The organism is Xanthomonas sp. WHRI 8932A (assembly GCF_035012785.1).
GTDB lineage: Bacteria > Pseudomonadota > Gammaproteobacteria > Xanthomonadales > Xanthomonadaceae > Xanthomonas.
Map to the genome: position 1 here is coordinate 90,845 of NZ_JAYGQQ010000014.1, position 25,078 is coordinate 115,922.

At 64.5% G+C, this 25,078-nt stretch carries 21 protein-coding genes; 11 read left to right on the forward strand and 10 right to left on the reverse strand.

All coding sequences use genetic code 11. From position 1 onward, the window contains the following. Positions 1-3 precede the first annotated feature (3 nt). Genes VC212_RS21060 through VC212_RS21070 form a run of 3 tightly spaced genes read left to right on the forward strand, consistent with a single transcriptional unit; the run spans position 4 to position 2,269 of the window. Positions 4-315, forward strand: coding sequence for a DUF3649 domain-containing protein (locus tag VC212_RS21060; RefSeq protein ID WP_323521020.1), 312 nt, complete (start codon positions 4-6; stop codon positions 313-315). Further along, on the forward strand, positions 312-1,937 hold the full coding sequence (locus VC212_RS21065) for a PepSY-associated TM helix domain-containing protein (RefSeq protein WP_323526850.1): 1,626 nt from the start codon (positions 312-314) through the stop codon (positions 1,935-1,937). Before VC212_RS21060 ends, VC212_RS21065 begins: the two co-directional genes overlap by 4 nt. Continuing rightward, positions 1,934-2,269, forward strand: a complete 336-nt coding sequence (locus VC212_RS21070; protein ID WP_055853631.1) for a DUF3325 domain-containing protein — start codon at positions 1,934-1,936, stop codon at positions 2,267-2,269. The genes VC212_RS21065 and VC212_RS21070 overlap by 4 nt, the downstream gene beginning before the upstream one ends. Positions 2,270-2,484: 215 nt before the next feature. On the opposite strand, the gene VC212_RS21075 is transcribed toward VC212_RS21070, so the two are convergent. The 3 genes from VC212_RS21075 to VC212_RS21085 form a co-directional block, all read right to left on the reverse strand. Beyond that, the gene (locus VC212_RS21075) at positions 2,485-3,012 is read right to left on the reverse strand and encodes an RES family NAD+ phosphorylase (RefSeq protein WP_115560962.1); all 528 of its coding nucleotides are present in this window, start codon (positions 3,010-3,012) and stop codon (positions 2,485-2,487) included. Beyond that, the gene (locus VC212_RS21080) at positions 3,009-3,383 is read right to left on the reverse strand and encodes a DNA-binding protein (RefSeq protein WP_323517877.1); all 375 of its coding nucleotides are present in this window, start codon (positions 3,381-3,383) and stop codon (positions 3,009-3,011) included. Before VC212_RS21080 ends, VC212_RS21075 begins: the two co-directional genes overlap by 4 nt. Positions 3,384-3,470: 87 nt before the next feature. Further along, positions 3,471-4,088: a TetR/AcrR family transcriptional regulator gene (locus tag VC212_RS21085; protein WP_082473618.1), complete on the reverse strand. Its 618-nt coding sequence runs from the start codon at positions 4,086-4,088 to the stop codon at positions 3,471-3,473. A gap of 129 nt (positions 4,089-4,217) precedes the next feature. Here VC212_RS21085 and VC212_RS21090 point away from each other — a divergent pair, with 129 nt between their 5' ends. From VC212_RS21090 to VC212_RS21105, 4 genes are all read left to right on the forward strand, one after another. Further along, a complete protein-coding gene (locus tag VC212_RS21090; protein WP_055853639.1) occupies positions 4,218-5,381 on the forward strand; it encodes an isovaleryl-CoA dehydrogenase in 1,164 nt (387 codons plus the stop codon). 10 nt (positions 5,382-5,391) lie between these two features. Continuing rightward, entirely contained in the window at positions 5,392-7,002 is a 1,611-nt protein-coding gene (locus tag VC212_RS21095) for a carboxyl transferase domain-containing protein (protein ID WP_323526851.1), read from the forward strand. A 225-nt stretch (positions 7,003-7,227) separates the two neighbouring features. Further along, the gene (locus VC212_RS21100) at positions 7,228-9,255 is read left to right on the forward strand and encodes an acetyl/propionyl/methylcrotonyl-CoA carboxylase subunit alpha (protein ID WP_323526852.1); all 2,028 of its coding nucleotides are present in this window, start codon (positions 7,228-7,230) and stop codon (positions 9,253-9,255) included. Positions 9,256-9,358: 103 nt separating this feature from the next. Beyond that, a complete protein-coding gene (locus VC212_RS21105) occupies positions 9,359-11,446 on the forward strand; it encodes a S9 family peptidase (RefSeq protein ID WP_323526853.1) in 2,088 nt (695 codons plus the stop codon). 259 nt (positions 11,447-11,705) lie between these two features. On the opposite strand, the gene VC212_RS21110 is transcribed toward VC212_RS21105, so the two are convergent. Next, positions 11,706-12,950 carry a putative peptide maturation dehydrogenase gene (locus tag VC212_RS21110; protein ID WP_323526854.1) on the reverse strand — a complete coding sequence of 415 codons (1,245 nt, stop codon included), beginning with the start codon at positions 12,948-12,950 and terminating at the stop codon, positions 11,706-11,708. Between VC212_RS21110 and VC212_RS21115 the strand changes: the two genes are divergently transcribed. Then, complete coding sequence (locus VC212_RS21115) at positions 12,949-13,260, forward strand: NHLP-related RiPP peptide (RefSeq protein WP_115526751.1); 312 nt, start codon at positions 12,949-12,951, stop codon at positions 13,258-13,260. The genes VC212_RS21110 and VC212_RS21115 overlap by 2 nt on opposite strands. Before the next feature lie 27 nt (positions 13,261-13,287). Here the strand turns inward: VC212_RS21115 and VC212_RS21120 are convergent, their stop codons facing one another. The 4 genes from VC212_RS21120 to aceB all read right to left on the reverse strand — a co-directional run bounded on the left by VC212_RS21120 (position 13,288) and on the right by aceB (position 20,125). After that, the gene (locus VC212_RS21120) at positions 13,288-15,780 is read right to left on the reverse strand and encodes a putative peptide modification system cyclase (RefSeq protein WP_323526855.1); all 2,493 of its coding nucleotides are present in this window, start codon (positions 15,778-15,780) and stop codon (positions 13,288-13,290) included. Between the two features lie 3 nt (positions 15,781-15,783). Then, positions 15,784-16,851 (reverse strand): GGDEF domain-containing protein, encoded by a 1,068-nt coding sequence (locus tag VC212_RS21125; RefSeq protein ID WP_115526749.1) that lies wholly within the window; start codon positions 16,849-16,851, stop codon positions 15,784-15,786. A gap of 192 nt (positions 16,852-17,043) precedes the next feature. Next, on the reverse strand, positions 17,044-18,339 hold the full coding sequence (gene aceA / locus VC212_RS21130) for an isocitrate lyase (RefSeq protein ID WP_055853656.1): 1,296 nt from the start codon (positions 18,337-18,339) through the stop codon (positions 17,044-17,046). Positions 18,340-18,508: 169 nt separating this feature from the next. Beyond that, on the reverse strand, positions 18,509-20,125 hold the full coding sequence (gene aceB / locus VC212_RS21135; protein WP_323526856.1) for a malate synthase A: 1,617 nt from the start codon (positions 20,123-20,125) through the stop codon (positions 18,509-18,511). Between the two features lie 118 nt (positions 20,126-20,243). Between aceB and VC212_RS21140 the strand changes: the two genes are divergently transcribed. After that, positions 20,244-21,200 carry a LysR family transcriptional regulator gene (locus tag VC212_RS21140; RefSeq protein ID WP_055853659.1) on the forward strand — a complete coding sequence of 319 codons (957 nt, stop codon included), beginning with the start codon at positions 20,244-20,246 and terminating at the stop codon, positions 21,198-21,200. Between the two features lie 389 nt (positions 21,201-21,589). Here the strand turns inward: VC212_RS21140 and VC212_RS21145 are convergent, their stop codons facing one another. Continuing rightward, the gene (locus VC212_RS21145) at positions 21,590-22,222 is read right to left on the reverse strand and encodes a TetR/AcrR family transcriptional regulator (RefSeq protein WP_055853661.1); all 633 of its coding nucleotides are present in this window, start codon (positions 22,220-22,222) and stop codon (positions 21,590-21,592) included. A 98-nt stretch (positions 22,223-22,320) separates the two neighbouring features. Between VC212_RS21145 and VC212_RS21150 the strand changes: the two genes are divergently transcribed. Beyond that, the gene (locus VC212_RS21150) at positions 22,321-23,388 is read left to right on the forward strand and encodes an MBL fold metallo-hydrolase (RefSeq protein ID WP_323526857.1); all 1,068 of its coding nucleotides are present in this window, start codon (positions 22,321-22,323) and stop codon (positions 23,386-23,388) included. Next, on the forward strand, positions 23,385-24,314 hold the full coding sequence (locus tag VC212_RS21155) for an oxidoreductase (RefSeq protein ID WP_323526858.1): 930 nt from the start codon (positions 23,385-23,387) through the stop codon (positions 24,312-24,314). Before VC212_RS21150 ends, VC212_RS21155 begins: the two co-directional genes overlap by 4 nt. Before the next feature lie 88 nt (positions 24,315-24,402). On the opposite strand, the gene lepB is transcribed toward VC212_RS21155, so the two are convergent. Then, the gene (lepB, locus tag VC212_RS21160; RefSeq protein ID WP_323526859.1) at positions 24,403-25,029 is read right to left on the reverse strand and encodes a signal peptidase I; all 627 of its coding nucleotides are present in this window, start codon (positions 25,027-25,029) and stop codon (positions 24,403-24,405) included. Between the last annotated feature and the right edge of the window lie 49 nt (positions 25,030-25,078).

The following is a 25,078-nucleotide window of genomic DNA, read 5'->3' on the forward strand; positions in this document are numbered from 1 at the left end:
CTGATGTCCAGTGCATCGCCCCTGTCGCTTCCGTGGTTCCGGCGCCCGTGGCTGGGCGTGCTTGCGCGCACGCTGGCGGCGATTTTCGGCGGCTACGCGCTGGCCAGCGCGACCAATCTCTTGCTTGCACTGGTCTTGCCGTTGCCGCGTAGCGAAGCGGTCTTGACCAGCATGCTGGTCGGCATCGTGGTGTGCGCATGTGCGCCGCTGTGGGCATTCGCCACCGCCAGCGTGTGGCGTGCCTGGGCCGGCATTACGGTGCCGGCGGCACTGATGTTTGCGCTGGCCACCTGGCTGCAACGGGGTATGGCATGAAGCAGGGATTCCGCCAGTCGATGGCCTGGCTGCACACCTGGACCGGGCTGCTGGTCGGCTGGGTGTTGCTGCTGATCTTCATGGGCGGCACGGCCAGTTATTACCGCGACGAAATCAGCCGCTGGATGCGCCCGGAGCTGCCCACCACCACGGTGAGCAAAGAGGTCGCACTGCGCAGCGCCGAACGCTATCTGCAAACGCATGCAGCCGATGCGCTGAGCTGGAACATCACCTTGCCGGAGACGCGCAACCCGGTGGTGAGCATGTACTGGCAAAACCCTGCGCCCGCCGACGGCAAACCGGCAAGCCGCCGGCAACTGTATGGCAATGCCATCATCGACCCGGCCACCGGCAAGGAGATCGCCGCGCGCGACACGCTGGGCGGCGAGTTCTTTTACCGGCTGCATTTCGATCTGCATTATCTGCCGGTACTGTGGGCGCGCTATATCGTGGGGTTCTGCGCGATGTTCATGCTGGTGGCGATCATCAGCGGCGTGATCACGCACAAGAAGATCTTCAAGGACTTCTTTACCTTCCGCCCGGGCAAAGGCCTGCGGTCGTGGCTGGATTTCCATAACGTCAGTGCGGTGACCGCGTTGCCGTACCACGCGATGATCACCTATACCGGCATCGTGACCTTGATGTTCATGTACCTGCCATGGGGCATCAAGGCACGCTACGCCGACGACGAGATGCGCTTCTACGACGAGTCGGCCAACCGCGTAGCAGACACGCGGCAAGCGGCGGGTACGCGGGCGCCGATGCTGCCGTTGGAGCAGTTTGTGGAGCGTGCGCGCCGCGATCTGCATGGGGCCGATATCGGCAACGTGGCGGTGTCGCTGCCCAACGATGCGCATGCCGCCGTTGGCGTGAGCCAGTTGGCAGCCAAGCTGTCCACCACCGCGCCGTCCATGCTGTACGACGCGGTCAGCGGCGAGCGCCTGCAAGGCAGTAGCGCGCCCGGCGGCGCGAGCGAAACACGCGGCGTGATGGTCGGCCTGCATATCGCGCACTTCGCCGGCCCCTGGTTACGCGTGCTGTTTTTCGGTTCCGGATTGCTGGGCTGTTTGATGGTGGCCAGCGGCGTGGTGATGTGGGCGGTGAAAGAACGGCCCAAGCATCTGAAAGCAGGCCGCATCGGGTTTGGATTGCGCCTGGTGGACGCACTCAATATCGGCACGGTGGCCGGCTTGCCGATCGCCTTTGCCAGTTTCTTCTGGGCCAACCGGCTGTTGCCGGTGACGCTGGAATCGCGCGCGGCGATGGAAGCGAACCTGTTCTTTGCCGCCTGGGGTGTTGCGTTGCTGGCCGCGTTCGTGTGGCCGCGTCGCGCGATGTGGAGCTGGCAGCTGTACATAGGCGCCGCCTTGTTCGCGCTGGTGCCGCTCGTCAACGCACTGACCACCGACGTGCATCTGGGCGTCACGCTGCCGGCCGGGCAATGGGCGTTGGCCGGTGTCGATCTGGTGTGCCTGGGCTTGGGCGTGTGCCTGGGCATTGCCGGCTGGCGCCTGCAGCACTGGAAGGCGCCGCAATCGGCAGCCGCGCGCCGTGCACGCGCCACCACGACTGCGACAGCGACAGCGGTGCAAAACAACGTCCCCGTGCAGGAAGGCGCATGAGCGTGCTGCTGTTGCTGGCGCTGAATTTTTCCGGATTCGCCGCGCTGTGTCTGGCAATGGAAAAACATCAGCACGAGGTCCGTGGCCGCAGTCTCGGCACTGCCCGCACGCAGCAGCTGCGCATCGTCGGCTGGTTGCTGCTGTCGCTCACCTTCGGCATCGCCGTCCATGCACAAGGCTGGGGTATCGGCCCGGTGCTATGGCTGGGGACAGTGACCGCTGCAGCGGCACTGTTATCGCTATGGCTGCTGCCGTACCGGCGTGCACTGATCCTGCCGGCCGCGATGGCCGCCCCGGTGCTGGCCGGCATGGCGCAGCTGCTGGCCGGTTGAATCCGGTCGCGCTGTTTTCGCGGCGGCGGTGCCCTGGGTTGCGGCGGTTTCTGGTGTGCTGCGATTTCCGCTGCTTTCGCGCACGCGGCGTTGCTGGGCACGTGGACGCGCCAGGCAATCTTCAGGATATTGGTCACGCGCGTCTTCGTCGCATCGCAGCCGCAATGACATCCGTGCGTTCGATGCAGGATCCGCAACTGCCGCGCGTCTGGCCGCTACACCGCTGTCGGCGGGTCGCCCCAACTGCGGCCATCGCGCGGCAGGCGTCCATCGTCGAGCACGCGCAGCACCTGATCGGGCTGCAGCATGTCCAGGAACACCACTACGTTGACGCCATTGGGCGCGGCCATGCTGGGGAAGATCACGCCGGGAATCAGCGCCTCGCGCAGCATGTCGCCAAGCACCCAGCTGACCGGCTCGACCTTGTTGACCAGGGCCTTGCGCCAGTCGTCGGTCCAGTCGGCCCATAGCGCGTCCCAGCTTGCGTCGAGCAGGCGCAGGTCGGCCAGCGCAGGCAACGCGGCCGCATAACTGACCAGCGTAAACGGCGGCAGGAACGGCGCCGCCTGCGCATATTCGGCGGCGGCGGTGTCCAGTTCCATCGCCAGATACAGCGCCGGCTGACCGAAGCGGTTGAAGCGCCCGCCCGATCGCGCGGCGCCCGCGCCACTCAGCGGTTCGGCGGCCCAGCGCGGAGTGAAGGCGCGATACAGCGTGCAGTGCGCCGGGGCGCTCAGCCTCAACCTGCGGCCCCGGCGGCGACGGTGCGCAGATACGTCAGCGCGTCGTCGGTGCGGCCCTGCTTGACCACTTCCAGCAGCGTGGCGAATTCGAACGCAGGAATCGGCGTGTTTTTGAGATGGAACACCAGTTGGCGCTCGTCCGGCTGGATCTGCGCTATCGCCACCAACAGGCGCGACAGGTTGCGCAGCAGATCCTGCACGCGCGGACTCTCCGGGTGCACGCGCAGACTGTTGCGATGCACGCCGGCAAGCTCGGCCAGCTCCTGCTGCGACAACTCCAGCAGGCCCGCCATGGCCGACGGCGAGAGGATGGTGCGATCGGGCGCGCGCAGCCGCTCGGTCAGGGACAGCGGATTGAGGACGGCGACCATGGCATGTGCTTCGATACGGAGTGCGCACAGTATATGCACAGTAATCCGCCTCCATCCAGCACAGCCAGATGCATGGTCAGTGCATCCTCAGGCGGGCGCGGCTGCGCCCACGGCGCGCAGGCAGAAGCCGCAGATCGCCTCCACCAGGTGCTCGCCCTGCTGCGGGTCGCCCCGGCTGGGGGCAATCGGCCCGACCAGGGCTTCGGTAAAGGCGCCGACGATGCAGGCCGCGGCCGCATCCAGCGACTGCTCGGGGAACTCTCCGGCCGCCACGCCTTCGGCCAGCAACTGACGAAACACCTCGCCAAACAGGCGACGGCCACGGATACGTTCGGCATCCACCTCGCTTTCCACTGGCTCGGCGATGAAGGCGTAGGCGAGCGCCGGGCCAGCCAGCGCACGTCGCACGAAGGTGGCGATGGCGCTGCGCAGGCGCTCGGCCGCGCTGGCATCGGTGGTGGCGATGGCGCGCAGGATGGCCATCTCGCGCTGCACAGCCGCGTCGAGAACTTCGACGAAAAGCTCGGCCTTGGAGGGGAAATGCCGATAAATCTGCCCGGTCGAGACTCCGGCGGCGGCTGCGACGGCGGTGATCGGGGCATTGCGATAGCCGCCTTCGGCGATCAGGGCGCGGGCCGCGTGCAGGATGCGTTCGCGATTGCCGGCCAGGCGTTCTTCCATCAGGGCGGAGCGTCGATAAGCCATGGTGTGATTCTGGGTTCAATAGTTGAATTTTAGTTCACTTTTTTGTCGCGGACCGCTAGGCTGCCCCACATACGCCGTGCGGCCCGCCCGCTCCCACCCGGCACGCCCCGATCCTTGCGGAGTCGCTCCATGCATGTGCCGTCCTTGAACTTCGAGCTTGGCGAAGAGATCGATCTGCTGCGCGAAAGCGTCGCGGCATTCGCCAGCCACCATATCGCCCCGCTCGCCGCCGCGGCCGATCACGACAATGTGTTTCCGTCGCAGCTGTGGCGCCTGTTCGGCGAACAGGGCCTGCTCGGGCTGACCGTGGAAGAAGAATACGGCGGCAGCGGCATGGGCTACCTGGCGCATGTGGTGGCAATGGAAGAAATCTCGCGCGCCGGCGGCGCGATCGGGTTGTCGTACGGCGCGCATTCCAACCTGTGCCTCAACCAGCTGCGCAAGAACGCCACACCCGAGCAGAAGCAGCGCTACCTGCCCAAGCTGTGCACCGGCGAGCATGTCGGCGCGCTGGCGATGAGCGAGGCCGGCTCCGGCTCGGACGTGGTGTCGATGAAGCTGCGCGCCGACGCGCGCGGCGACCGCTTCGTGCTCAACGGCAGCAAGATGTGGATCACCAACGGCCCCGATGCCGACGTGCTGGTGGTGTACGCCAAGACCGACCCGGATGCCGGCGCACGCGGCATCACCGCGTTCATCGTCGAAAAGGGCATGCCCGGGTTTTCGACCGCGCAGAAACTCGACAAGTTGGGCATGCGTGGCTCCAACACTTGCGAATTGGTGTTCACCGACTGCGAGGTGCCTGCCGAAAACGTGCTGGGCACGCTCAACGGTGGCGTGCGCGTGCTGATGTCCGGGCTGGATTTCGAACGCGTGGTGCTGGCCGGTGGCCCGCTTGGACTGATGGCCGCCGCTATGGATGTGGTGTTTCCGTATGTGCATGAGCGCAAGCAGTTCGGCGAGCCGATCGGTACCTTTCAGCTGATGCAGGCCAAGCTGGCCGACATGTACGTCGGGCTCAATGCCTGCCGCGCGTACGTGTATGCGGTGGCACGCGCCTGCGATGCGGGGCGCACCACGCGCCAGGATGCAGCCGGGGCGATCTTGTACGCTGCCGAAAAGGCGACCTGGCTCACCGGCCAGGCGATCCAGGTGCTGGGCGGCAACGGCTACATCAACGACTACCCCACCGGGCGCTTGTGGCGCGATGCGAAGCTGTACGAGATCGGCGCGGGCACTTCGGAGATCCGCCGTATGTTGATCGGCCGCGAGCTGTTCGAACGCACCGCCTGACGGAGCCACTATGAGCGTGATCACCAGCAAGCTGCAGATCAGCAGCGACAGCTTTCAGGCCAACGCCGCTGCGATGCGCGTCGTGGTCGACGATTTACGCCGCACCTTGGCGCACACAGCGCTCGGCGGCAGCGAGGCCGCGCGTGAAAAGCACGTCGCACGCGGCAAGCTGCTGGTGCGCGCACGCATCGACGCACTGCTCGACCCCGGCAGCGCCCTGCTGGAAATCGCGCCGTTGGCGGCGCATGGTCTGTACGACGATCAGGTGCCGTGTGCGGGCGTGGTGGCCGGCATTGGCCGCGTGTCCGGCGTGGAATGCGTGATCGTGGCCAACGATGCCACCGTCAAGGGCGGCACGTATTACCCAATGACGGTAAAAAAGCATCTGCGCGCGCAGGAAATTGCGCAACAGAATCGCCTACCGTGCATCTATCTGGTCGATTCCGGCGGCGCATTCTTGCCATTGCAGGACGAAGTCTTCCCCGATCGCGATCACTTCGGGCGCATCTTCTACAACCAGGCCAACCTGTCGGCGCAAGGTATCCCGCAGATCGCCTGCGTGATGGGGTCGTGCACTGCCGGCGGTGCCTATGTGCCGGCAATGAGCGATGAAACGGTGATCGTGCGCGAACAGGGCACGATCTTTCTCGGCGGCCCGCCGTTGGTCAAAGCCGCCACCGGTGAAGAAGTCAGCGCCGAAGAGTTGGGCGGCGCCGATGTGCACACGCGCATCTCCGGGGTGGCCGATCATTTTGCCGACAACGATCTACAGGCGCTGGCACGCGTGCGCGCGATCATTGCGCAGCTCAACTGGCGCAAGCCGGCTGCATCGTTGGCGCTGCAGGCGCCGTTGCCGCCGCGGCATGCCGCCGACGAGCTGTATGGGGTGATCCCTGCCGATACGCGCAAACCGTTCGATGTGCGCGAAGTGATCGCGCGCATCGTCGATGATTCGCAACTGGACGAATTCAAGCCGCGCTATGGCAGCACCCTGGTCACCGGCTTTGCGCATCTGCACGGCTACCCGGTGGGCATCATCGCCAACAACGGCATCCTGTTTTCCGAGTCCGCGCTGAAGGGCGCACACTTCATCGAGTTGTGCACGCAGCGCGGCATTCCGCTGGTATTCCTGCAGAACATCACCGGCTTCATGGTGGGACGCAAATACGAACATGGCGGCATCGCCAAAGACGGCGCCAAGCTGGTGATGGCGGTGGCCTGCGCCAAAGTGCCCAAGTTCACCGTGGTGATCGGCGGCTCGTTCGGTGCCGGCAATTACGGCATGTGCGGCCGCGCGTATTCGCCTAATTTCCTGTGGATGTGGCCGAACGCGCGCATTGGCGTGATGGGTGGCGAGCAGGCCGCCAGCGTCTTGGCCACCGTGCGCCGCGACGGCATCGAAGCCAAGGGCGGCGCGTGGTCGGGCGACGAGGAAGATGCCTTCAAGGCGCCGATCCGCGCGCAGTTCGAGCAGCAGGGCCATCCGTACTACGCCAGCGCACGGCTGTGGGACGACGGCATCATCGACCCGGCCGATACCCGTCGTGTGCTGGGCCTGGGCTTGTCAGCGGCGTTGAATGCGCCGATCGAGCCAACCCGTTTTGGCGTATTTCGCATGTAAGCGGCAGCGTGTGCTGGCAGGCACTGCAGGTGTTGCCGGCTGCGCGCTGCGGTTGCTCCATCGACAGACAGATAGCGTATTCGACCAGATATCAGCGTCACCCGTCCGTCTCCAACGCATGCATCGCACCTGCTGTCTTCGCACAACGACACATCCGCGCTTTTAATCGCAAGACTTTAATCGCACGACCGCCGGCCACGCTGGCGATGTGCAGAGACCGACCCGATGACACAGCACGACTCCATTGCCACAGCACCGCAGCGGCCGTTCGACAAGATCCTGATCGCCAATCGCGGCGAGATCGCGTGCCGGATCATGGCAACCTGCCGCAAGCTCGGTATTGCCACGGTGGCGGTGTATTCGGATGCCGACCGCGATGCGCGGCATGTGCGTCTGGCCGACGAAGCGATCCATCTCGGCCCGGCACCGGCGCAACAGAGCTATCTGCGCGGCGATGCGATTATCGATGCGGCACGTGTCAGCGGCGCCCAGGCGATTCACCCCGGTTATGGATTTCTCTCTGAAAACGCCGCGTTTGCCGATGCCTGCGCGCAAGCAGGTATTGTGTTTATCGGCCCGCCTGCAAGCGCGATCCGCGCGATGGGCGACAAGAGCGCGGCCAAGGCGTTGATGGAACGTGCGGGCGTGCCGTTGACGCCGGGCTATCACGGCGACGAACAGGCCCCTGCGTTTTTGCGTGCGCAAGCCGATGCCATCGGCTACCCGGTGTTGATCAAGGCCAGCGCCGGCGGTGGCGGCAAGGGCATGCGGCGGGTCGATACCAGCGCCGCGTTCGACGAGGCATTGGCCAGCTGCCAGCGCGAGGCGCAATCGGCATTCGGCAATGCGCACGTGCTGGTGGAGAAATATGTCGAGCGTCCGCGGCATATCGAGATCCAGGTGTTCGGCGATACGCATGGCGAGGTGGTGTATCTGTTCGAACGCGATTGCTCGGTGCAGCGCCGGCACCAGAAGGTGCTGGAAGAAGCGCCCGCACCCGGCATGACCGAACAACGCCGCGCGGCGATGGGCAAGGCAGCCGTGGATGCAGCGCGCGCGGTGGGATACGTCGGCGCAGGCACGGTGGAATTCATCGCCGGGCCGGATGGCGATTTTTATTTCATGGAAATGAATACCCGGCTGCAGGTAGAGCACCCGGTAACCGAGTTGATCACCGGCACCGATCTGGTCGAGTGGCAACTGCGCGTGGCCGCAGGCGGGCCACTACCGCAACGCCAGGATGCACTGCGTATCCACGGCCATGCACTGGAAGCGCGCCTGTATGCCGAAGATGCCGACCGCGGTTTTCTGCCTTCGACCGGCACCTTGCGCCAGCTGCAGTTGCCGGCTGCCAGCGCGCATGTGCGCATCGACGCAGGCGTGGAGCAAGGCGACACCATCAGCCCGTATTACGACCCGATGATCGCCAAACTCATCGTCTGGGATGTCGACCGCCCCGCCGCCCTGGCGCGTATGCGCGAGGCGCTGGCGCAGGTGCATGCAGTGGGCGTCACCACCAACAGCGCCTTCCTTGCGCGGCTGGTCGGCACCCACGCATTTGCGACTGCCGATCTGGATACCGCGCTGATCGAACGCGAACATGCAGCGCTGTTCGCCGATGCGGTGGTCCCGGACACCGCCTGGTGGTGTCTGGCGGCGGTGTTGATGACACACGCGTTGCCCAAGGCGACGCCGGACCCGGCCGACCCCTTTTCGCCGTGGCAGGATAGCGATGGCTGGCGCATCGGCGCGCATGCAGCGCACACCGTGCGATTGGAAGCCGCTGGCGAGCATCGCGAACTGGGCGTGCGTCGCCTCGCCGATGCCTGGCAGGTCACGCACGCAGGCACCACACACACCCTGCGCTACCACGCACACGACAACGCACTGCGCGTGGAATTGGATGGTCGCCAGTGGCGTGCGCACGCCTTGCGTGATGGCACCGCGCTGATCGTCAGTGATTCCACCCAACGCGCGATCTTCCATCACCACGACGCGTTGCTGGAGGCGGACCAGCCAGCGCACGACGTCGGCGGACTCACTGCACCGATGCCCGGCCGCATCGTGGCGTTGGTCGCGACAGCGGGGCAACCGGTCACTCGCGGACAGGCGTTGGTCGTGCTGGAGGCGATGAAGATGGAACACACCCTGCACGCCCCCAGCGACGGCACGGTACAGGCGTATCTGGTGGCCGAAGGCGATCTGGTCGCCGACGCCGCCTTACTGGTGGAATTCGTGTCCGCGAAAGCGTAGACCCGCCCGGCAGGGTGACCAACGGCACGTCCGCGCGCGTCGGTCCTGGTCGTAGCGTGGCAGTATCGGCTGGATTGGCCGCGACCCCCAACCGGAGACTTTCATGCAACGCCTGCTTCTCGTTTCCAGCATGCTGCTGGCCTTGTCCGCCTGCAGCGACAAGACCGCACCGGCCGACAGCACTGCGGCAACCCCGACGCCGGCTGCCACGCCTGCACCGGCGGCAGCGCCGGAACTGATCACCCGCGACGCGCTGTTCGGCAATCCCGAGCGGGCGAACGTCAGCATCAGTCCGGACGGCAAGTACCTGAGTTGGGTGGCCCCGCTGGACGGCGTGCTCAACGTCTGGGTCGCGCCGGTGGATGCACCGGATCAGGCACGCGCGATCACCAAGGACACCGCACGCGGCATCCGCAGCTATTTCTGGACCCATCACACCGACACCTTGTTGTACCTGCGCGATAACGGCGGCGACGAGGATTTCCATCTGTTCTCGGTCAACCTGAGCGATGGCAGCAGCAAGGACCTCACCCCGTTCCAGAAAACCAATGCCGAGGTGGTCAGGATCAGCGCACACCACCCGGAGTCGATCATGGTCGGCATGAACGACCGCGACGCCAAGTGGCACGACCTGTATCGGGTCGATCTGGCATCGGGTAAACGCACCCTGGTGCAGAAGAACACCGACAGCCTCGGCACCTATCTGCTCGACGGCGACTACCAGCTGCGCTATGCCACCCGTGCCACCGACGATGCCGGCAGTGAGTTGCTGGTGCCCGATGGCAAGGCGTGGAAGAGCGTGGATCGCATTCCGTTCGAGGATGTCACCAATACCTCGCCGCAAGGACTGACCGACGACGGCAAGACGCTGTACATGCAGGATTCGCGCAGCCGCGATACCGCTGCGCTGTATGCCATCGACACCGCCAGCAATGCACGCACGCTGCTGTTCGAAAACCCGAAGGTCGACGTCGGCAAAACCTTGAGCGACCCCAAGACCGGCGTGGTACAGGCGGTCTCCACCGATTATCTACGCGAAGAATGGAAGGCGCTGGATACCGGGATCGCTGCCGACCTGCAGAAACTCAAGTCGCTCGGCACCGGCGATGCCGAGGTCTCCGCACGCACGCTCGATGACCGCAACTGGATCGTGGCCTACTCGGCTGCGGAAACGCCGACCACGTACTACCGCTACGATCGCGCCGACGGCGGCAAGCTGAGCAAACTGTTCTCCGCCCGCCCCGCACTCGACGGCAAGCCGCTGGTGCCGATGTGGCCGCAGGCACTGACCGCGCGCGATGGCCTCACCCTGGTCAGCTACCTCACTCTCCCCGCCGAGGCCGACGCCAACCACGACGGCAAGGCCGACAAGCCGGTGCCGTTGGTGCTGTTCGTGCATGGCGGCCCGTGGGCGCGCGACAGCTATGGCTACGGCCCTTACGAACAATGGCTGGCCAATCGCGGCTACGCGGTGCTGTCGGTGAACTTCCGCGGCTCTACCGGCTTCGGCAAGGCCTTCACCAATGCCGGTAACGGCGAGTGGGCCGCCAAGATGCACGACGATCTACTCGATGCGGTGCAGTGGGCGGTCAAGCAGGGCGTCACCAAGCCCGACCAGGTCGCCATCATGGGCGGCAGCTACGGTGGATACGCCACGCTGGTGGGCATGACCTTCACTCCGGACGCATTCAAGTGCGGCGTGGACATCGTCGGCCCGGCCAACCTCAATACGCTGCTCGGCACCGTGCCACCGTACTGGGCCAGCCTCTACAAGCAGCTGACCAAGCGCATGGGCGACCCCGCCACCGAAGCCGGCAAGCAATGGTTGACCGAACGCTCACCGCTGACCCATGTCGACAAGATCAGCAAACCGCTGTTGATCGGCCAGGGCGCCAATGACCCACGCGTCAAACAGGCCGAGAGCGACCAGATCGTCAACGCGATGAAGGCCAAGAACATCCCGGTGACCTACGTGCTGTTCCCCGACGAAGGCCACGGCTTCAGGCGCCCGGAAAACAGCAAGGCCTTCAACGCGGTGACCGAAGGGTTCCTGAGCCAATGCCTGGGCGGCCGCGCGCAACCGATCGGCGCGGACTTCGAAGGCTCCAGCCTCACCGTCCCGGAAGGTGCCGACAAGGTCACCGGCCTGAGCGATGCGCTGAAGACGCATACGCAGGCGATTCGGAAGTAGGTATCCGGTGGTGCAGCCGGAGTCGGCTGAATGTATCTGCGGATACTGACAGCATTGCGCTCGGCGGCTATCCACCGAGCGCAATGCGGAGTGCGGCACATCGACCGAACGCCATCACTCCATAACAGATGCCGTGATCCCACGATGGAGCCACCCGCGCAGTGCGCGGGATGGTCCACCGTTTTCGGCATCGACATGTACGCGCGCTTGGCATGACGGCGGCGCCCAACGCGGCAGCCGATCACGCAAGAATTGTCGGCTAGCTGGACGCCCAGACTTCGTTGTTGGGATCAAGCTCCATGGTTTGCATGCTATCGCCGCGCACACCGAAGCCGCACAGCGCCACAACACCTTCCATGATCGGCTTCAGGCCGAGCAATGCTTCGATCTGGACTTCATTGATCGCGCAGGTGACGAATGCACCCAAGCCCACATCTGTGGCTGCCATGTACAGCGTTTGCGAAAAATGGCCTGCTTCCAGCGCAAGCGCGCGATACGCCTTTGCATGCATGCGGTACTTCCAGAAATTGCGGTAGTAACGCGGACAGAGCGCCACGATCACCTGCGCATTGGCGAACCAGTCCTGCCCTGCCAGTAAACTCAGCGCGACATCCTGCAGATTGTCCACCTCCACACCAAGCGGCTCCAGGGCATGATCGACGGGAAGATAATGGTAAATCCCATCCGCGATACCCGACACGTTGCGGATCAATAGATACGCGTCCAAAGGATGCAGTCCGCCACCCGACGGACTTGAGCGCTTGAGAAACACGGTTTCCGGATCGGCCTCCAGCACTGCATTTGCAGCGAAGGTTCGCTCGATGATCCGCGCAAACACCGCAGCATCCATGTGCGCATCGGTTTCGAAATTTCTGCAGGTGGTACGACGTCGGAGCACTGTGTCCAGGTAGCCGTGGTCATGGGCGCGTGCGAGGCAGATTGCATCGGTCGTTCCCCGTCGCACCTGCTCGGGCGGCGGCGGGCCGAAGGTCCGCAGCAATGCGCTTGCAGTGTCCGCGCCTGCGTCCTTGGCTGCCCGTGCTGAGTCGACATCGTTCCAACGGGTAAAGGCGTGATAGGTCGCTGCGAGTGGATGCCACTGGCTGTGGCGCTGTACGGTATCGCGCTGTTGTGCCGGATGCGTCTGTTCGCTGTCTTCTAGCAGCAGACCCTTGTCCAACAGCGATCGCACAACAGATGGGTCTTTAATGGTCGTGGCGTCTTGCCATTTGCTCGGACTCATCCGGCCCAACACAAGCGCTTCCGTTTCGGTCAGGACACACTCCGCATCCAGATGCGGCGCAAGCGCCACCCAGCGTAATGCGCGCGAGGCACCGGCACCTCCTGCGCACAAATCGACAAGATCAATTGCAACAGACTCTCTAGGCTCGAGATAGACAACCGCACAACGCCTTACCCGCATGTTCTTGAACTCATCTTTAGATTGATCTTCTAGCGGTCTGGACTTAGATTTCTTGAAGACCTCCCTACCATTGAAGAGCATGAACGAGAACGAGAAAGGCCCTGCCCCGCTACAACCGGACACCGCGCACAGGCTGCTGGATCTTCTGGCAACCGATGATGGATTCCGCGATCTGTTCAAGAACGACCCGAAGGCCGCACTGGTGCAGGTCGGTCACCCCCCCGAGGATGCCGCACTGCTCGCCGCTCAACTCAAGGTAGAAACCCTGGCCGACAAGGCTTCCATCGCACAGGCACGCGACGACATCCACGTCAGCCTGACGTCGTCGGTCAATATGCAGCCGATTCGACTCAATGTTCCCTCGGGATCGACGCCCCAGCTCAAGAAGTAATCGTGCTGCGGCAAATGACATCCTGGTTCATTTGCCGCCAGCCTTCATGGCATCGAAGACATTCATCGGCTGCTGGCACCACCCACAGCCGCCGAACTCGGCATAAGCGCGCCCATGCGCGTTTTTCAGCCATCTGGATTCGTCTGCCGCAGAACGTTGATCGTTCAAAGACGTGTACGCCTCTTTCAAGACGACGTGATACTGGTACGCCTCAGTACCATCCAGACGCGGCTTGAGCAGCTGGACGGCCTCGCTGGCGCGCCCCTCAAGGAGCGCCGTCCGTGCCTGCAGCAGCAAGACCAGCTCGGCCACAGAGGGCATCTTGGCCAACTCCGGCTTGGCCATGAGGGTCTGCAAGACCGCCTTGGCCGTTGCCGCGTGCCCCAGGCGTTGCCCTAACAATGCCAAGGAAGCGGCGACCACGGCATTGGAGCGCTGGCTGAAACCATCCGCGCTTGTTGAGATACTCGCCAACGCCTCAGGAACCGTCGCCTTGATCGTCGCCAAGACCTCGGCATGCTGTCCCTGCGCATATTGGGCTGCGGCCATGGCGACGACCGATTGGCGATAGCGTGTCGACGTGTGCTCTATCCCGTTGGAAAGACGCTGTATTTCTGGAAGCGCCTTGTCGCTGCGCCCTTCATCGATATAGATGGAGACCTGATCGAAATAGGCGACATCCAGGCGTTTCTCGTCCGGCCAGATGGCATGCGCAGCCGGAAAATCTCCCATCACCGCCAGGGTGACCGCTTCCCAGACTGCAGCCGATGCCAGACCTGACGCTCTTGCCGAGCGAAATGCTGCCAGTGCTTCCTTCTTTTTTCCCAACGCCAACTGCATCCGACCGAGAAGCTCTAATGCCAACGGATCATATTCGTAGCGCGACGATGCCGCACTCTTGGCATAGACAAGCGCCTCGCTGTAGCGATTGCGCGCTTCCAGCGCGTACGCCGTATTTTCGGCCGCAGCGAAATCATCCGGATACAGATTGGCCATCTGCATCCATTTCTCGTATGCGTTTATTGGATCCTTGATCTGTGCGTACCACGCGTCCAGGTAGACCTGCTCGCGCGGAGGAAGCTTTTCTCGGAAGCTGAGGGCTTTTTCCAGATAAGGCAATCCGAGGAGTGGCTCTTCCAAGTAATAATTACAGCGCGCGACGCCGACATTGGCCAGTGCAAATGTCGGATCAAGCTCCACGGCCCTCATGTAATAATCGCGTGCACGCCGATAATGCCCGGTGCCAAATTCGCGCTGCGCCAGTGCGTACGCGTTCAATGCATCCATGTTTGCAGTGGACACGCGCGGCAGCGGTGCAGAATTCACCTTGATCGACGCTAGCGTTTCGCCAAGTCCTGCGCGCAGATTGGAGCTGACTGCGTCAATCGAAGACAGCAGGGAGCGCTGGCCGCGGCCCTCCGAGTGATACATGTAGATCGTCGCCTGCGTGACAGGATCGATCACTTCGACGGTGACCCGGAGGTTTCCGCCGACATCCGCCACGCTGGGCAATATCAGAGCTTTGGCGCCCGAGCGCAGGGCGATTTGCGCACCCAACGCACGATCGATCTTGGCACGATCACTCTGCTTCATCAGTTCCAGCATGTCGTGCGCGCGTTTCTCGGACACGAGGTTGACGTGCTTGGACTGCTGGAGACTGAGCCGTAACGCCTGCTGCAACGGGTCATCCAGTACGGCGCTGTCGGTGAGGTTATGCAGATCGCCGACCACCACCCAATCACGTTCGGCAAAAGCGATGGCAGGCTCCGGACGACCGATGACCCACAAGATGCCGGCGGTCAGCACGATCAATGCGACCTCCGTCGCCAACGCCGCCGGCCGGCGCCACAACGGCACATCGCGCCACGCCTTGGCGGAGTTTTTCGGGGTGCGCAGTGGGGTCAGGCCGACTTCGCCGACCTCGTAGATTTCCATCGGCGTGGGCACGCCTTTGAAGCGCCAGCGGCCGTGGGATTTCCACAGGATGCGCTCGACCCGCTCGCCCAGTTCGCGCGCGGCGCGGTGTGTCAGCGATTCGGCCACGGCCGAGATCAGGATCTGCCCAGGCCGCGCCATCGACATCAGGCGTGCGGCGGTCGGTTTGGCCAGGCCTTCGACTTCCAGCGGTTTGGCGCCGATGCTCACCGCCTCGTCGCTGTTACGCCAGGTCAGCACTTCGCCGACATGCAGACCTTGGCGTGCGCACAGAATGAGCGCGTGGGCATCGCTCATCGCCTTGAGCCCACGCGCGTAATCCAGCGCAAAGCCCAACCCGTCGATCGGGCGGTCGAACAACAGCAGCAAGCCGTCGGAGCGGTCGATCAGGCGGCCGCGCCACTGCTGCTGCAGCTTGACCACCAACCGATCGTGTTCGCGAAACAGCGCGGCGGCGGCGTTGTCGCCGATGCGTTCGACCAGTGCGGTCGAATCGCACAGGTCGGTGAGCAACAGGGTCCGCAGACGCGGCGCCTGCATCGCCTCCGACGACGCGTCCTTGCGTGCGTGGGTGCGGGCGCTCATGCCTTAGCGATGCCCCGGTGCATGCGTGGTGCCAGATGGCAGCGGTGCAAGCGCTTCGTGCATGGCCAACACATTGCCGCCCTGGCGCTTGGCTTCGTACAGCGCGCTGTCGGCGAGCGTGTACCAGTCGTTCCAGGCCGCATCGGCATCGATCATGCACAGGCCGACGCTCACCGAGCAGCCCTGCTCGCTCTGGCCGTTGCACAGGCGCGCCTCCACCGCGCGCACGATGCACTCGCCGATGTGGTGCACCAGTTCCGGGGTGCCTTGCGCGACCAGCACGCAGAATTCGTCACCGCCAAGACGGCAGGCAAGGTCGCCTTCGGCGATGACCGAACGCAACGCATGCGCCACGTTCTGCAACACGCGGTCGCCGGCAAGATGACCGAACTCGTCGTTGATGCGCTTGAAGCGGTCGCAGTCGATCAGAATCAGGCCGACGCCCGGCACGTTGCCGGCGCGTCGGCATTCCTGCAGATACAGCGCCAGACCGCGCCGGTTGTGCAACCCGGTCAGCTCGTCGGTACGGCTGAGTTCTTCGGTGTGGTTGAGCTGATGCGAGGTGACGTAGAGATTATCCAGCGCCGCTTCCAGATCGTGGTTGCGACGGCGCAGCTGGCGGATCAGCAACTGCTCGTTGTTGACCACGCGCACGATAGAGCGACGCAGGAAATGCGCCACCATCGAAGGGTCGTGGTCGACCAGACGCTGAAAATCGTCGTGCGCAAGTTCGATCAGGCGGCTGTCCATGGATGCGCTGGCACCGGCACTGCGCGCGTGATCGCCGATCAGCAGGCCGAGTTCGCCAAAAAATTCGCCCGGGCCCAGATGCTTGAGCATCAGATCCTCGCCAAAATCCAGGTCGATCTGGCCACTCACCACGATGAACATCTGCGTGCCGATCGCACCGCGCTCGAACAGCGCCTGGCCTGCGGCAAGCTCACGGGTACGGCCGAAACGGGCGAAAAACGCCAGTTCGTCAGCGGTCATCAACGCATGCAGCCCGTCCGAGAGCGTCTTGGCGACGCTCCCCGTCGGCTCGACTGCGCCTGCGGTGTTGTGGCAAGTCATCCTGTTTCCTTAGGCCGGCCTGCAACGTTAGCCCATGGACAAATCCTACAGGACCCCCTTGTTCAGCACCAGATCACACTTGTTCTCATTACAAAAGAGACGAATTGTCGGGTACTGCTTAAAAAAAAAGGGCCCGGTTTCCCGAGCCCTTCCCCCTCCCGGGGTGGCGAAACGTGGGCAGCCCGCTGCAGGCTAGGCCGCCTTCTCGCCGTGAAACTGTTCTTCTTCGGTAGAGCCGCGCAGCGCGGTGGTGGACGACTGCCCCTGCTGGATCGCCTGCGTCACCGCATCGAAGTAGCCGGTGCCCACTTCGCGTTGATGCTTGACCGCAGTGAAGCCCATTTCCGCCGCATCGAATTCGGCTTGTTGCAACTCGACGAAGGCGCTCATCTGGCGACGCGCATAGCCGTGCGCCAGGTGGAACATGCCGTAGTTGAGTGCATGGAAACCAGCCAGGGTGATGAACTGGAATTTATAGCCATAGCTCGCCAGCTCGGTCTGGAATTTGGCAATGGTGGCATCGTCGAGATTCTTCTTCCAGTTGAAGCTGGGCGAGCAGTTATAGGCCAACAACTTGCCTGGAAACTTGGCATGGATGGCCTGTGCAAATGCACGCGCGAATTCCAGATCCGGCTTGCCGGTCTCGCACCAGATCAGATCCGCATACGGTGCGTACGCCAACCCGCGGCTGATGGCTTGATCCAGCCCGTTGCGGGTTTTGAAGAAACCTTCGACGGTGCGCTCACCGGTAGTGAACGGCTGATCGTTGGCATCCACGTCGCTGGTGATCAGATCGGCCGCTTCTGCGTCGGTGCGTGCAATCAGCAGCGTCGGCACACCCAAGACATCGGCGGCCAGGCGTGCGGCGTTCAATTTTTCGATGGCTTCGCGCGTGGGCACCAGCACCTTGCCACCCATGTGGCCGCACTTCTTGACCGATGCCAGCTGATCTTCGAAATGCACGCCGGCAGCGCCGGCTTCGATCATCGCCTTCATCAGTTCGAAGGCGTTGAGCACGCCGCCAAAACCGGCTTCGGCATCGGCCACGATGGGCTGCAGGAAGTCGATAGTGTCGTTACCTTCGGCATGATGCAGTTGATCCGCGCGCAGCAAGGTGTTGTTGATGCGCTTGACCACCGCCGGCACCGAATCAGCCGGGTACAACGACTGATCCGGATACATCTGCCCGGCCAGGTTGGCATCGGCTGCCACTTGCCAGCCGCTCAGATAGATCGCCTTCAAGCCGGCCTTGACCTGCTGCATCGCCTGGTTGCCGGTCAGCGCACCCAGGGCGTTGACGAACGGGGTGGCGTGCAACGAAGTCCACAACTTGTCCGCGCCCAAGCGCGCCAACGAATGCTCCACATGCACGGTGCCGCGCAGGCGCACCACATCGGCGGCGGTGTAGTTGCGGGTGATGCCGGTCCAGCGCGGGTTGGTGGTCCAGTCCTGCTGCAGTTGTTCGGCGTTTTGCAGTGCGGTGCTCATCTTGCGTTCTCCTGAAGAGGGACGACGGATGGAACGAGGAAGAAACGGCGTGCATGACACGGCATGCGGCATGGCGAGGCCGTCGTTGCGCATGCGCGCAACGGGCGGTGTACTGCGTGGAGGTGAGGAGTGCAGCGATAGCGTGCGAGGTGTCGCTGCAGCGATGTGCTTAGTCGATCAAGCGGTACGCCGGCACGGTGAGAAAGTCCGCGAGTTCATCGGCGCGGCTGAGTTCTTCCAGCAACGCAATGGCTTCATCGATTCGCGCTGCGCCGGGGAGTGCCGTGGTTGTGCCCAAGCGTGCCGGCAATGCGCGCAAGGTTGCCTGCAGCAGCTGTTGATCGATGGCGGTGCCGTCGTCCAGATGCTGGCCGTGATGCAGCCACTGCCACAGCTGCGCGCGGCTGATTTCGGCGGTGGCGGCGTCTTCCATCAGGTTGTGGATCGGCACACAACCGTTGCCATCCAGCCAGGCCGCCAGATACCGCACGCAGACTTCGACATTGCCTTCGAAACCGGCGCGGGTGACGCTGCCGGCAGACGGTGCGATCAACATGTCGCGCGTCACCTGTACATCGTTGCGCAACACATGCTGCTGATGCGCGGTGGGCATGTGTTCGTCGAACAGTTTCATCGCCACCGGAATCAAGGCCGGATGCGCCACCCAGGTGCCATCGTGGCCGGCGGTGACCTCGCGCAGCTTGTCGGCGCGCACGCGGGCCATGGCCTGCTCGTTGGCGGCCTCGTCGTGGTTGATCGGAATCTGCGCGGCCATCCCGCCCATCGCATGCGCGCCGCGGCGGTGGCAGGTCTTGATCAGCAGTTCCGAATACGCCTTCAAAAACGGCTGGGTCATGGTGACCTGGCCACGCTCCGGCAACACGCGGTCGCGGTGCGCACGAAAGGTCTTGAGATACGAAAAGATGTAGTCCCAGCGCCCGCAATTGAGTCCGACGATGCGCTCGCGCAGCGCGTGCAAAATCTCGTCCATCTCAAACACCGCCGGCAGCGTTTCGATCAACACGGTGACCTTGATCTGCCCATGCGGCAGACCCAGCATCGCTTCGATATGCGCCAGCGCGGTGTCCCATAGCGCGGCTTCTTCCATGCTCTGCAACTTGGGCAGATACAGGTACGGGCCGCGGTCCTTGGCCAGCAGTGCGCGGCCGTTATGAAAGGCGAACAGAGCCGCATCGAACAGGCCGCCGGCCAGCGGCTGGCCATCGATGTGGACGTGTTTTTCGTCCAGGTGCCAGCCGCGCGGGCGCACGATCAGCACCGCGCGCTCGGCTTCGGGGCGCAACGCGTAGTGCTTGCCATTGGGCGCATCGAAGGTCAGCTCGCCGCGCACAGCGGCGGCCAGGGCGCGCTGGCCGGCCAGCAGGTTGCGCCAGGTCGGCGCGGTGGAATCCTCGAAGTCGGCCATGAACACCTTGGCACCGGAGTTCAGTGCGTTGATGACCATCTTCGGATCGGTCGGGCCGGTGATCTCGACGCGGCGGTCCTGCAACGCCGCCGGCAGCGCGGCAACGCGCCAGTCGCCCTCGCGGATGGCGCGGGTGTCGGCACGGAAGTCCGGTAGCTGGCCGGCGTCGAAGGCGGCCTGGAGGGCACGTCGCTGGGCCAACCGCTGCTGGCGGCCTGGCTCGATCGCCCGATGCAGCGACACCAGCAGCGCCAGCGCGGCCGGCGGCAGCAGCTCCGCCTGCCCTGCGACCTGGGTGGTCAGCGACAGACCGGGCGTGGCGTGGGCGGTGGGACGTGAAGCGAAAGCGGTGGCAGACATGTGGAGGTCCTTGTGCATCCGGACCTGCACCGTGAGCCCCCACCAATTATTTGACAAAGCAGTTTTATCAATGCTGTAAATAAGCTGGACTTATATTCATGCCGGAAGCCTGCTCGACATGGCGCCAACCCCTAGATTTTCCTACAAATCCGACCGCCTCAAGCCGCTGCGTGCGTTCTGTCAGACGGTTCGTCTGGGCTCGGTCTCACGGGCTGCTGAGGCGCTATACGTCAGCCAGCCGGCGGTGACGCTGCAATTGCAGGCGCTGGAGCGCGACCTGGGGGTGGCCTTGTTCGAGCGCTCCGGGCGACGCCTGGCGCCCAGCCGCGAGGGCCAGTTGCTCTACGACATGGCACTGCCGCTGGTGGAAAGCCTGGACGGCCTGGAAGCGAGCTTTCGCGAGAAGGTGCGCGGGCTGGATGCCGGCGAGCTCAACATCGCCGCCAACAGCTCCACCATCCTGTATCTGCTGCCGCGCATCGTGGCGAACTTTCGCGCCCGCCATCCGGACGTGCGGCTGACCCTGCACAACGCGATCAGCGCCGACGGCACCGACCTGTTGCGCGAGGATGCGGTGGACCTGGCGGTCGGCTCGATGCTGGATGTGCCAGCCGACCTCAACTACGCGCCGGTGTATCGCTTCGAGCAGCTGTTGATCACCCCGCCCGATCACCCGCTGGCGCACAAGGCCACGGTGTCGCTGCAGGATCTCTCGCCCTATCCGTTGATCCTGCCACCACGTCGGCAGGTGACCTATCGCCTGGTCGACCTGATTTTTCAGCAGGCGCGCGTGCCGTACACGGTGGCGCTGGAAGTGGGCGGCTGGGAAGTGATCAAGCAGTACGTGGCGATGGGCATGGGCATTTCCATCGTCACCGCGATCTGCGTGACCGATGCCGATCGCGACAAGCTGGCAACACGCTCGCTCAAGGAATACTTCCCCACCCGCAGCTATGGCGTGGTGGTGCGCAAGGGCAAGTATCTGTCGCCGCAGGCACGCGCGTTTATCGAACTGATCCAGCCGGATCTGTTTACGCCGCGCGGGTATGACGAGAGCGGCGATTCGGAGCGCTAGCAACATCGCTCTCGCAGCGAGCGACGCGGCCAGCGATAACTGATTTAACGCCCCCCTGCACACCGTCGCCGTCGCCGTCGCACCGTGCCGGGCGCTGATACTGCCCAACACCTTGGCACCGCATGCACGAAACCGTTACACAGGCGATGAGTTACGTGGCCTTACCAAGAGCCCCGTGTACATCGGCAGTACGCGCTCGCAAGCGTCACGTAGATGACAACAAGGCGCGCTTGGTAACGCCTGCCCGCGTGCACAGGCGCAGATGAAGACCAACAACTAGAGCGCGTTGGTCAGATGCCCGCGGATAGCGCGAATGTGCGGGTATCAGTGCCGATTGCAGGCACCGGCTGCGCCGCCCGCTGGACGCGAAGCCGTGTTGCCTGCGGCACTTACTCGCGCCCGTAAAGCCCTAGAAACATCTCCACCGCCGACTCGGCCACCTGCGCCTGCTGGGCGGGCGACAGCGGCGGCTGGCCCATCGCCAACTGCGGCCAGAACGCGAAGCCCTTCACCAGCGCCTGCAATTGCTGCGAGGCGAATTCCGCATCGACCGCTGCCAGGCGGCCATCGGCCAGCGCGGCGCGCAGCCAGGTGGTGGTGCCCTCTTCCTTGCTGCCCAGTTGCGCCAACAGGGCGCGCGCGCGTTCGGGCGAGTGGATGCATTCGGCAATCGCCACGCGCGACAGATCGATAAAGGCGGCATCGTCGAGCAGCCGCAGCTTTTGCTGCAGCAATTGCGTCAACTGCGTGCGCAATGATTGGTCGGGGCGATAAACCAGACTCACTGCCTCGGCACTGCGTTGCCACAGCCCGCGCAGGATCTCGCCGAACAACGCGTCCTTGCTGGAGAAATGGTTGTAGACGGTGCGCTTGGACACGCCCGCCGTCGCGGCCACGCGGTCCATGCTGGTGGCCTCGAACCCGTGCTGGCTGAATTCGGCGATGGCCGCTTCGAGAATGGCGTGGCGCTTGCGGTCGGTAAGCCGCTGCGGTGCCGGCGCTGCGTCGGATGAACTGGACATGGCGCAATGTTACACCGAGCAGTTTACATTCCCAAAATAAAACTACACTGTGTAGTGTAACTAAAGCGCCGGTACCGCCGGTTCGCCCGCCCCCAACGATGGATAGCGTCGTGCTCACCCAGTCCCGCCACCTGCCGCCTACCGCTTCGCATGCCGCCTCGCCGCAGTTCCGCAACGGCCGGTTCCGCAACGCACTGCCCACCCGCTTGAGTCAGCCCGGTGTGTTGGCTGGCCTGCGCCTGCTGTGGGAGGTGCTGTTCAACAAGCCCGCGCACACGGTGCCGTCGCAGGCGCTGCCGGTGCTGCCACTGAGCGCGGCGCAGCTGCGCGACGCGCCCGACCATAGCCTGTTCCGGCTGGGCCATTCCACGGTGCTGATGAAACTGCGTGGCGGCCTGTGGTTGACCGACCCGGTGTTCTCCAAGCGCGCCTCGCCGTTCGCGTTTGCCGGCCCCAAGCGCTTCCATGCGCCGCCGATCGCGCTGGACGACCTGCCGCCGCTGGCCGGCGTGCTGTTGTCGCACAACCACTACGACCATCTGGACCGCGCCACCATCCGCGCCCTGGCCGACCGCGTCGGCGTGTTCGTCGCGCCGCTGGGCGTGGGCGATCTGCTGGTGCGCTGGGGCGTGGACCCGGGCAAGGTGCGGCAGCTGGATTGGTGGCAATCGGTGGACGTGGGTGGCCTGACCCTCACCGCCACCCCGTCGCGGCATTTTTCCGGCCGCGGCCTGTTCGACCGCGACCGCACGCTGTGGTGCTCGTGGGCGATCCAGGACGCCGATCTGCGGGTGTTCTTCAGCGGCGACGGCGGCTATGGCCCGCACTTCAAGACGATCGGCCAGCGCCTGGGGCCGTTCGATGTGGCGCTCATCGAAAACGGCGCCTACGACCAGATGTGGCCGGACGTGCACATGCAACCGGAGCAGAGCCTGCAGGCGTTTATCGATATCGGCGGCCGTACCTTGCTGCCGATCCACAACGGCACCTTCGATCTGGCCATGCATGTCTGGTCCGAGCCGCTGGAACGCATCGTGGCGCTGGCAGCGGCCGCGAACGTCGCGCTGGCCACCCCGCACATGGGCGAACAGGTGGATTTACGCAGCCCGGCCACCGGCGAGCGCTGGTGGCGCACGCTGCCCGAAACGCTGGCGTTGGCGCAATGAGCGGCTGGACCCTGGCCGACCTGCCACCGCAGCGCGCAAAAGTGGCCGTCATCACCGGCGCCAGCGTGGGCGGGCTGGGCTATGAGACCGCGCTGGCGTTGGCCGGTGCCGGCGCCAGCGTGGTGCTGACTGCGCGCAACGCCGACAAGGGCGAAGCCGCACGGCAGGCGCTGCTCGCCGTGCATCCGCACGCCACGGTGCGCGTGGAAACGCTGGACCTTGCACACTTGGCATCGGTGCGCGCGTTCGCCGAGCGACTTGGCGCGCGCCAGCAATGGGTGGACCTGCTGATCAACAACGCCGGCGTGATGGCGCCGCCGCAGCGCCAGACCACCGCCGACGGAATGGAGCTGCAGTTCGGCAGCAATTATCTGGGACATTTCGCGCTGACCGCGCAGCTGCTGCCGTTGCTGCGCGCGGCAGCGGCCCCGCGTGTGGTCAACCTGTCGAGTCTGGCGCATCGCAGTGCCCGCATCGATTTCGATGATCTGCAGACCGCACACCCGTACCGGCCGTGGAAGGCGTATGGCCAGTCCAAACTGGCGATGTTGATTTTCAGCATGGAACTGCAGCGGCGCAGCGACGCGCAGGGCTGGGGCCTGCGCGCCATCGCCGCGCATCCCGGTCTGGCGCGTACCGCCCTGATCGCCAACGGACCGGCGGCCGGTGGTCGCCGCACCGCGATCGGTGCAGCGACCGCGCTGCTGGGGCCTTACATCAGCCACTCCGCGGCCGCTGGCGCGCTCCCCACGTTGTATGCCGCCACCGACCCGCAGGCACAGGGCGGCGGATATTACGGCCCGGATGGCCTGTTCGAACTGAAGGGTGCCCCCGGCCCGGCCACCATCGCCCGCCAGGTCCACGACCGGCACGTGGCAACGCGCTTGTGGGAGACCTCGTGCACGCTGGCGGATGTGGCGTTCTGATCATGATCCGCTGCAGGCGGTTGCGCAGCGGCTGCGCGTGTTCGCCCGCAGGCCCGCACGCGCTGTGCAGGCACTGCCGCGCCAGTGCCTACAGCCGGTTCCACTCCAGGCCTTCGCCGCGCCGGTAATACACCGCCACCGCCTTGCCGTACACCGCCGAGGCATCGACAAAACCGAAATAGCGCCCATCCAGACTATCGCCGCGGTGGTCGCCCACCGCCAATACCTTGCCGGCCGGCACGCGGACATCGTGCAGATCCGGCCCACCGCCGGCATCCAGATTCAGGTGCGCAATGCGCGCACCGAAGCGCTCGCGCTCACCATCGTCATCGATCTGCAGCGGTTGGCCGTTGATGGATAAATGCCCATTGCGCAGATCCACACGGTCGCCTGCCATGGCCACCACGCGCTTGATCAACCGCGTGCCATCGCGCGGCGAATCGAACACTGCCACATCCCCACGCTGCGGTCGGTCGCCATCGATGACGATACGGTTGCTCAGCGGCAATCGCCAGCCGTAGGCGTGCATATCCACTACCACGCGATCGCCCGGCTGCAAGGTCGGCTGCATCGAGCCGCTGGGGACCTGGTAGTGATTGGCAAACGAGGAGCGCGCAGCGGTTAGCAAGACCAGCATGACCAGTAGCGGCAACAGTTCCTTGCGCGACCACTGTGCGGCGCGCTGAAGGCGGGAGGTGGGATGCGATGGGTGCATGGGAGATCTCTCGGGTGGTCGGCAGCCGGCTTGGCGCTTCGACGATGCG

Bases quoted from the DNA above. Each gene is read 5' to 3' on its own strand.
- VC212_RS21145 (WP_055853661.1), bottom strand. From the start codon at position 22,222: ATGTCCAGTTCATCCGACGCAGCGCCGGCACCGCAGCGGCTTACCGAC.
- aceB (WP_323526856.1), bottom strand. From the start codon at position 20,125: ATGTCTGCCACCGCTTTCGCTTCACGTCCCACCGCCCACGCCACGCCC.
- VC212_RS21105 (WP_323526853.1), top strand. From the start codon at position 9,359: ATGCAACGCCTGCTTCTCGTTTCCAGCATGCTGCTGGCCTTGTCCGCC.
- VC212_RS21125 (WP_115526749.1), bottom strand. From the start codon at position 16,851: ATGACTTGCCACAACACCGCAGGCGCAGTCGAGCCGACGGGGAGCGTC.
- VC212_RS21070 (WP_055853631.1), top strand. From the start codon at position 1,934: ATGAGCGTGCTGCTGTTGCTGGCGCTGAATTTTTCCGGATTCGCCGCG.
- VC212_RS21080 (WP_323517877.1), bottom strand. From the start codon at position 3,383: ATGGTCGCCGTCCTCAATCCGCTGTCCCTGACCGAGCGGCTGCGCGCG.
- VC212_RS21060 (WP_323521020.1), top strand. From the start codon at position 4: ATGTCCAGTGCATCGCCCCTGTCGCTTCCGTGGTTCCGGCGCCCGTGG.
- VC212_RS21090 (WP_055853639.1), top strand. From the start codon at position 4,218: ATGCATGTGCCGTCCTTGAACTTCGAGCTTGGCGAAGAGATCGATCTG.
- VC212_RS21120 (WP_323526855.1), bottom strand. From the start codon at position 15,780: ATGAGCGCCCGCACCCACGCACGCAAGGACGCGTCGTCGGAGGCGATG.
- VC212_RS21150 (WP_323526857.1), top strand. From the start codon at position 22,321: ATGGATAGCGTCGTGCTCACCCAGTCCCGCCACCTGCCGCCTACCGCT.
- lepB (WP_323526859.1), bottom strand. From the start codon at position 25,029: ATGCACCCATCGCATCCCACCTCCCGCCTTCAGCGCGCCGCACAGTGG.
- VC212_RS21115 (WP_115526751.1), top strand. From the start codon at position 12,949: ATGAACGAGAACGAGAAAGGCCCTGCCCCGCTACAACCGGACACCGCG.
- VC212_RS21140 (WP_055853659.1), top strand. From the start codon at position 20,244: ATGGCGCCAACCCCTAGATTTTCCTACAAATCCGACCGCCTCAAGCCG.
- VC212_RS21065 (WP_323526850.1), top strand. From the start codon at position 312: ATGAAGCAGGGATTCCGCCAGTCGATGGCCTGGCTGCACACCTGGACC.
- aceA (WP_055853656.1), bottom strand. From the start codon at position 18,339: ATGAGCACCGCACTGCAAAACGCCGAACAACTGCAGCAGGACTGGACC.
- VC212_RS21100 (WP_323526852.1), top strand. From the start codon at position 7,228: ATGACACAGCACGACTCCATTGCCACAGCACCGCAGCGGCCGTTCGAC.
- VC212_RS21110 (WP_323526854.1), bottom strand. From the start codon at position 12,950: ATGCTCTTCAATGGTAGGGAGGTCTTCAAGAAATCTAAGTCCAGACCG.
- VC212_RS21155 (WP_323526858.1), top strand. From the start codon at position 23,385: ATGAGCGGCTGGACCCTGGCCGACCTGCCACCGCAGCGCGCAAAAGTG.
- VC212_RS21085 (WP_082473618.1), bottom strand. From the start codon at position 4,088: ATGGCTTATCGACGCTCCGCCCTGATGGAAGAACGCCTGGCCGGCAAT.
- VC212_RS21095 (WP_323526851.1), top strand. From the start codon at position 5,392: ATGAGCGTGATCACCAGCAAGCTGCAGATCAGCAGCGACAGCTTTCAG.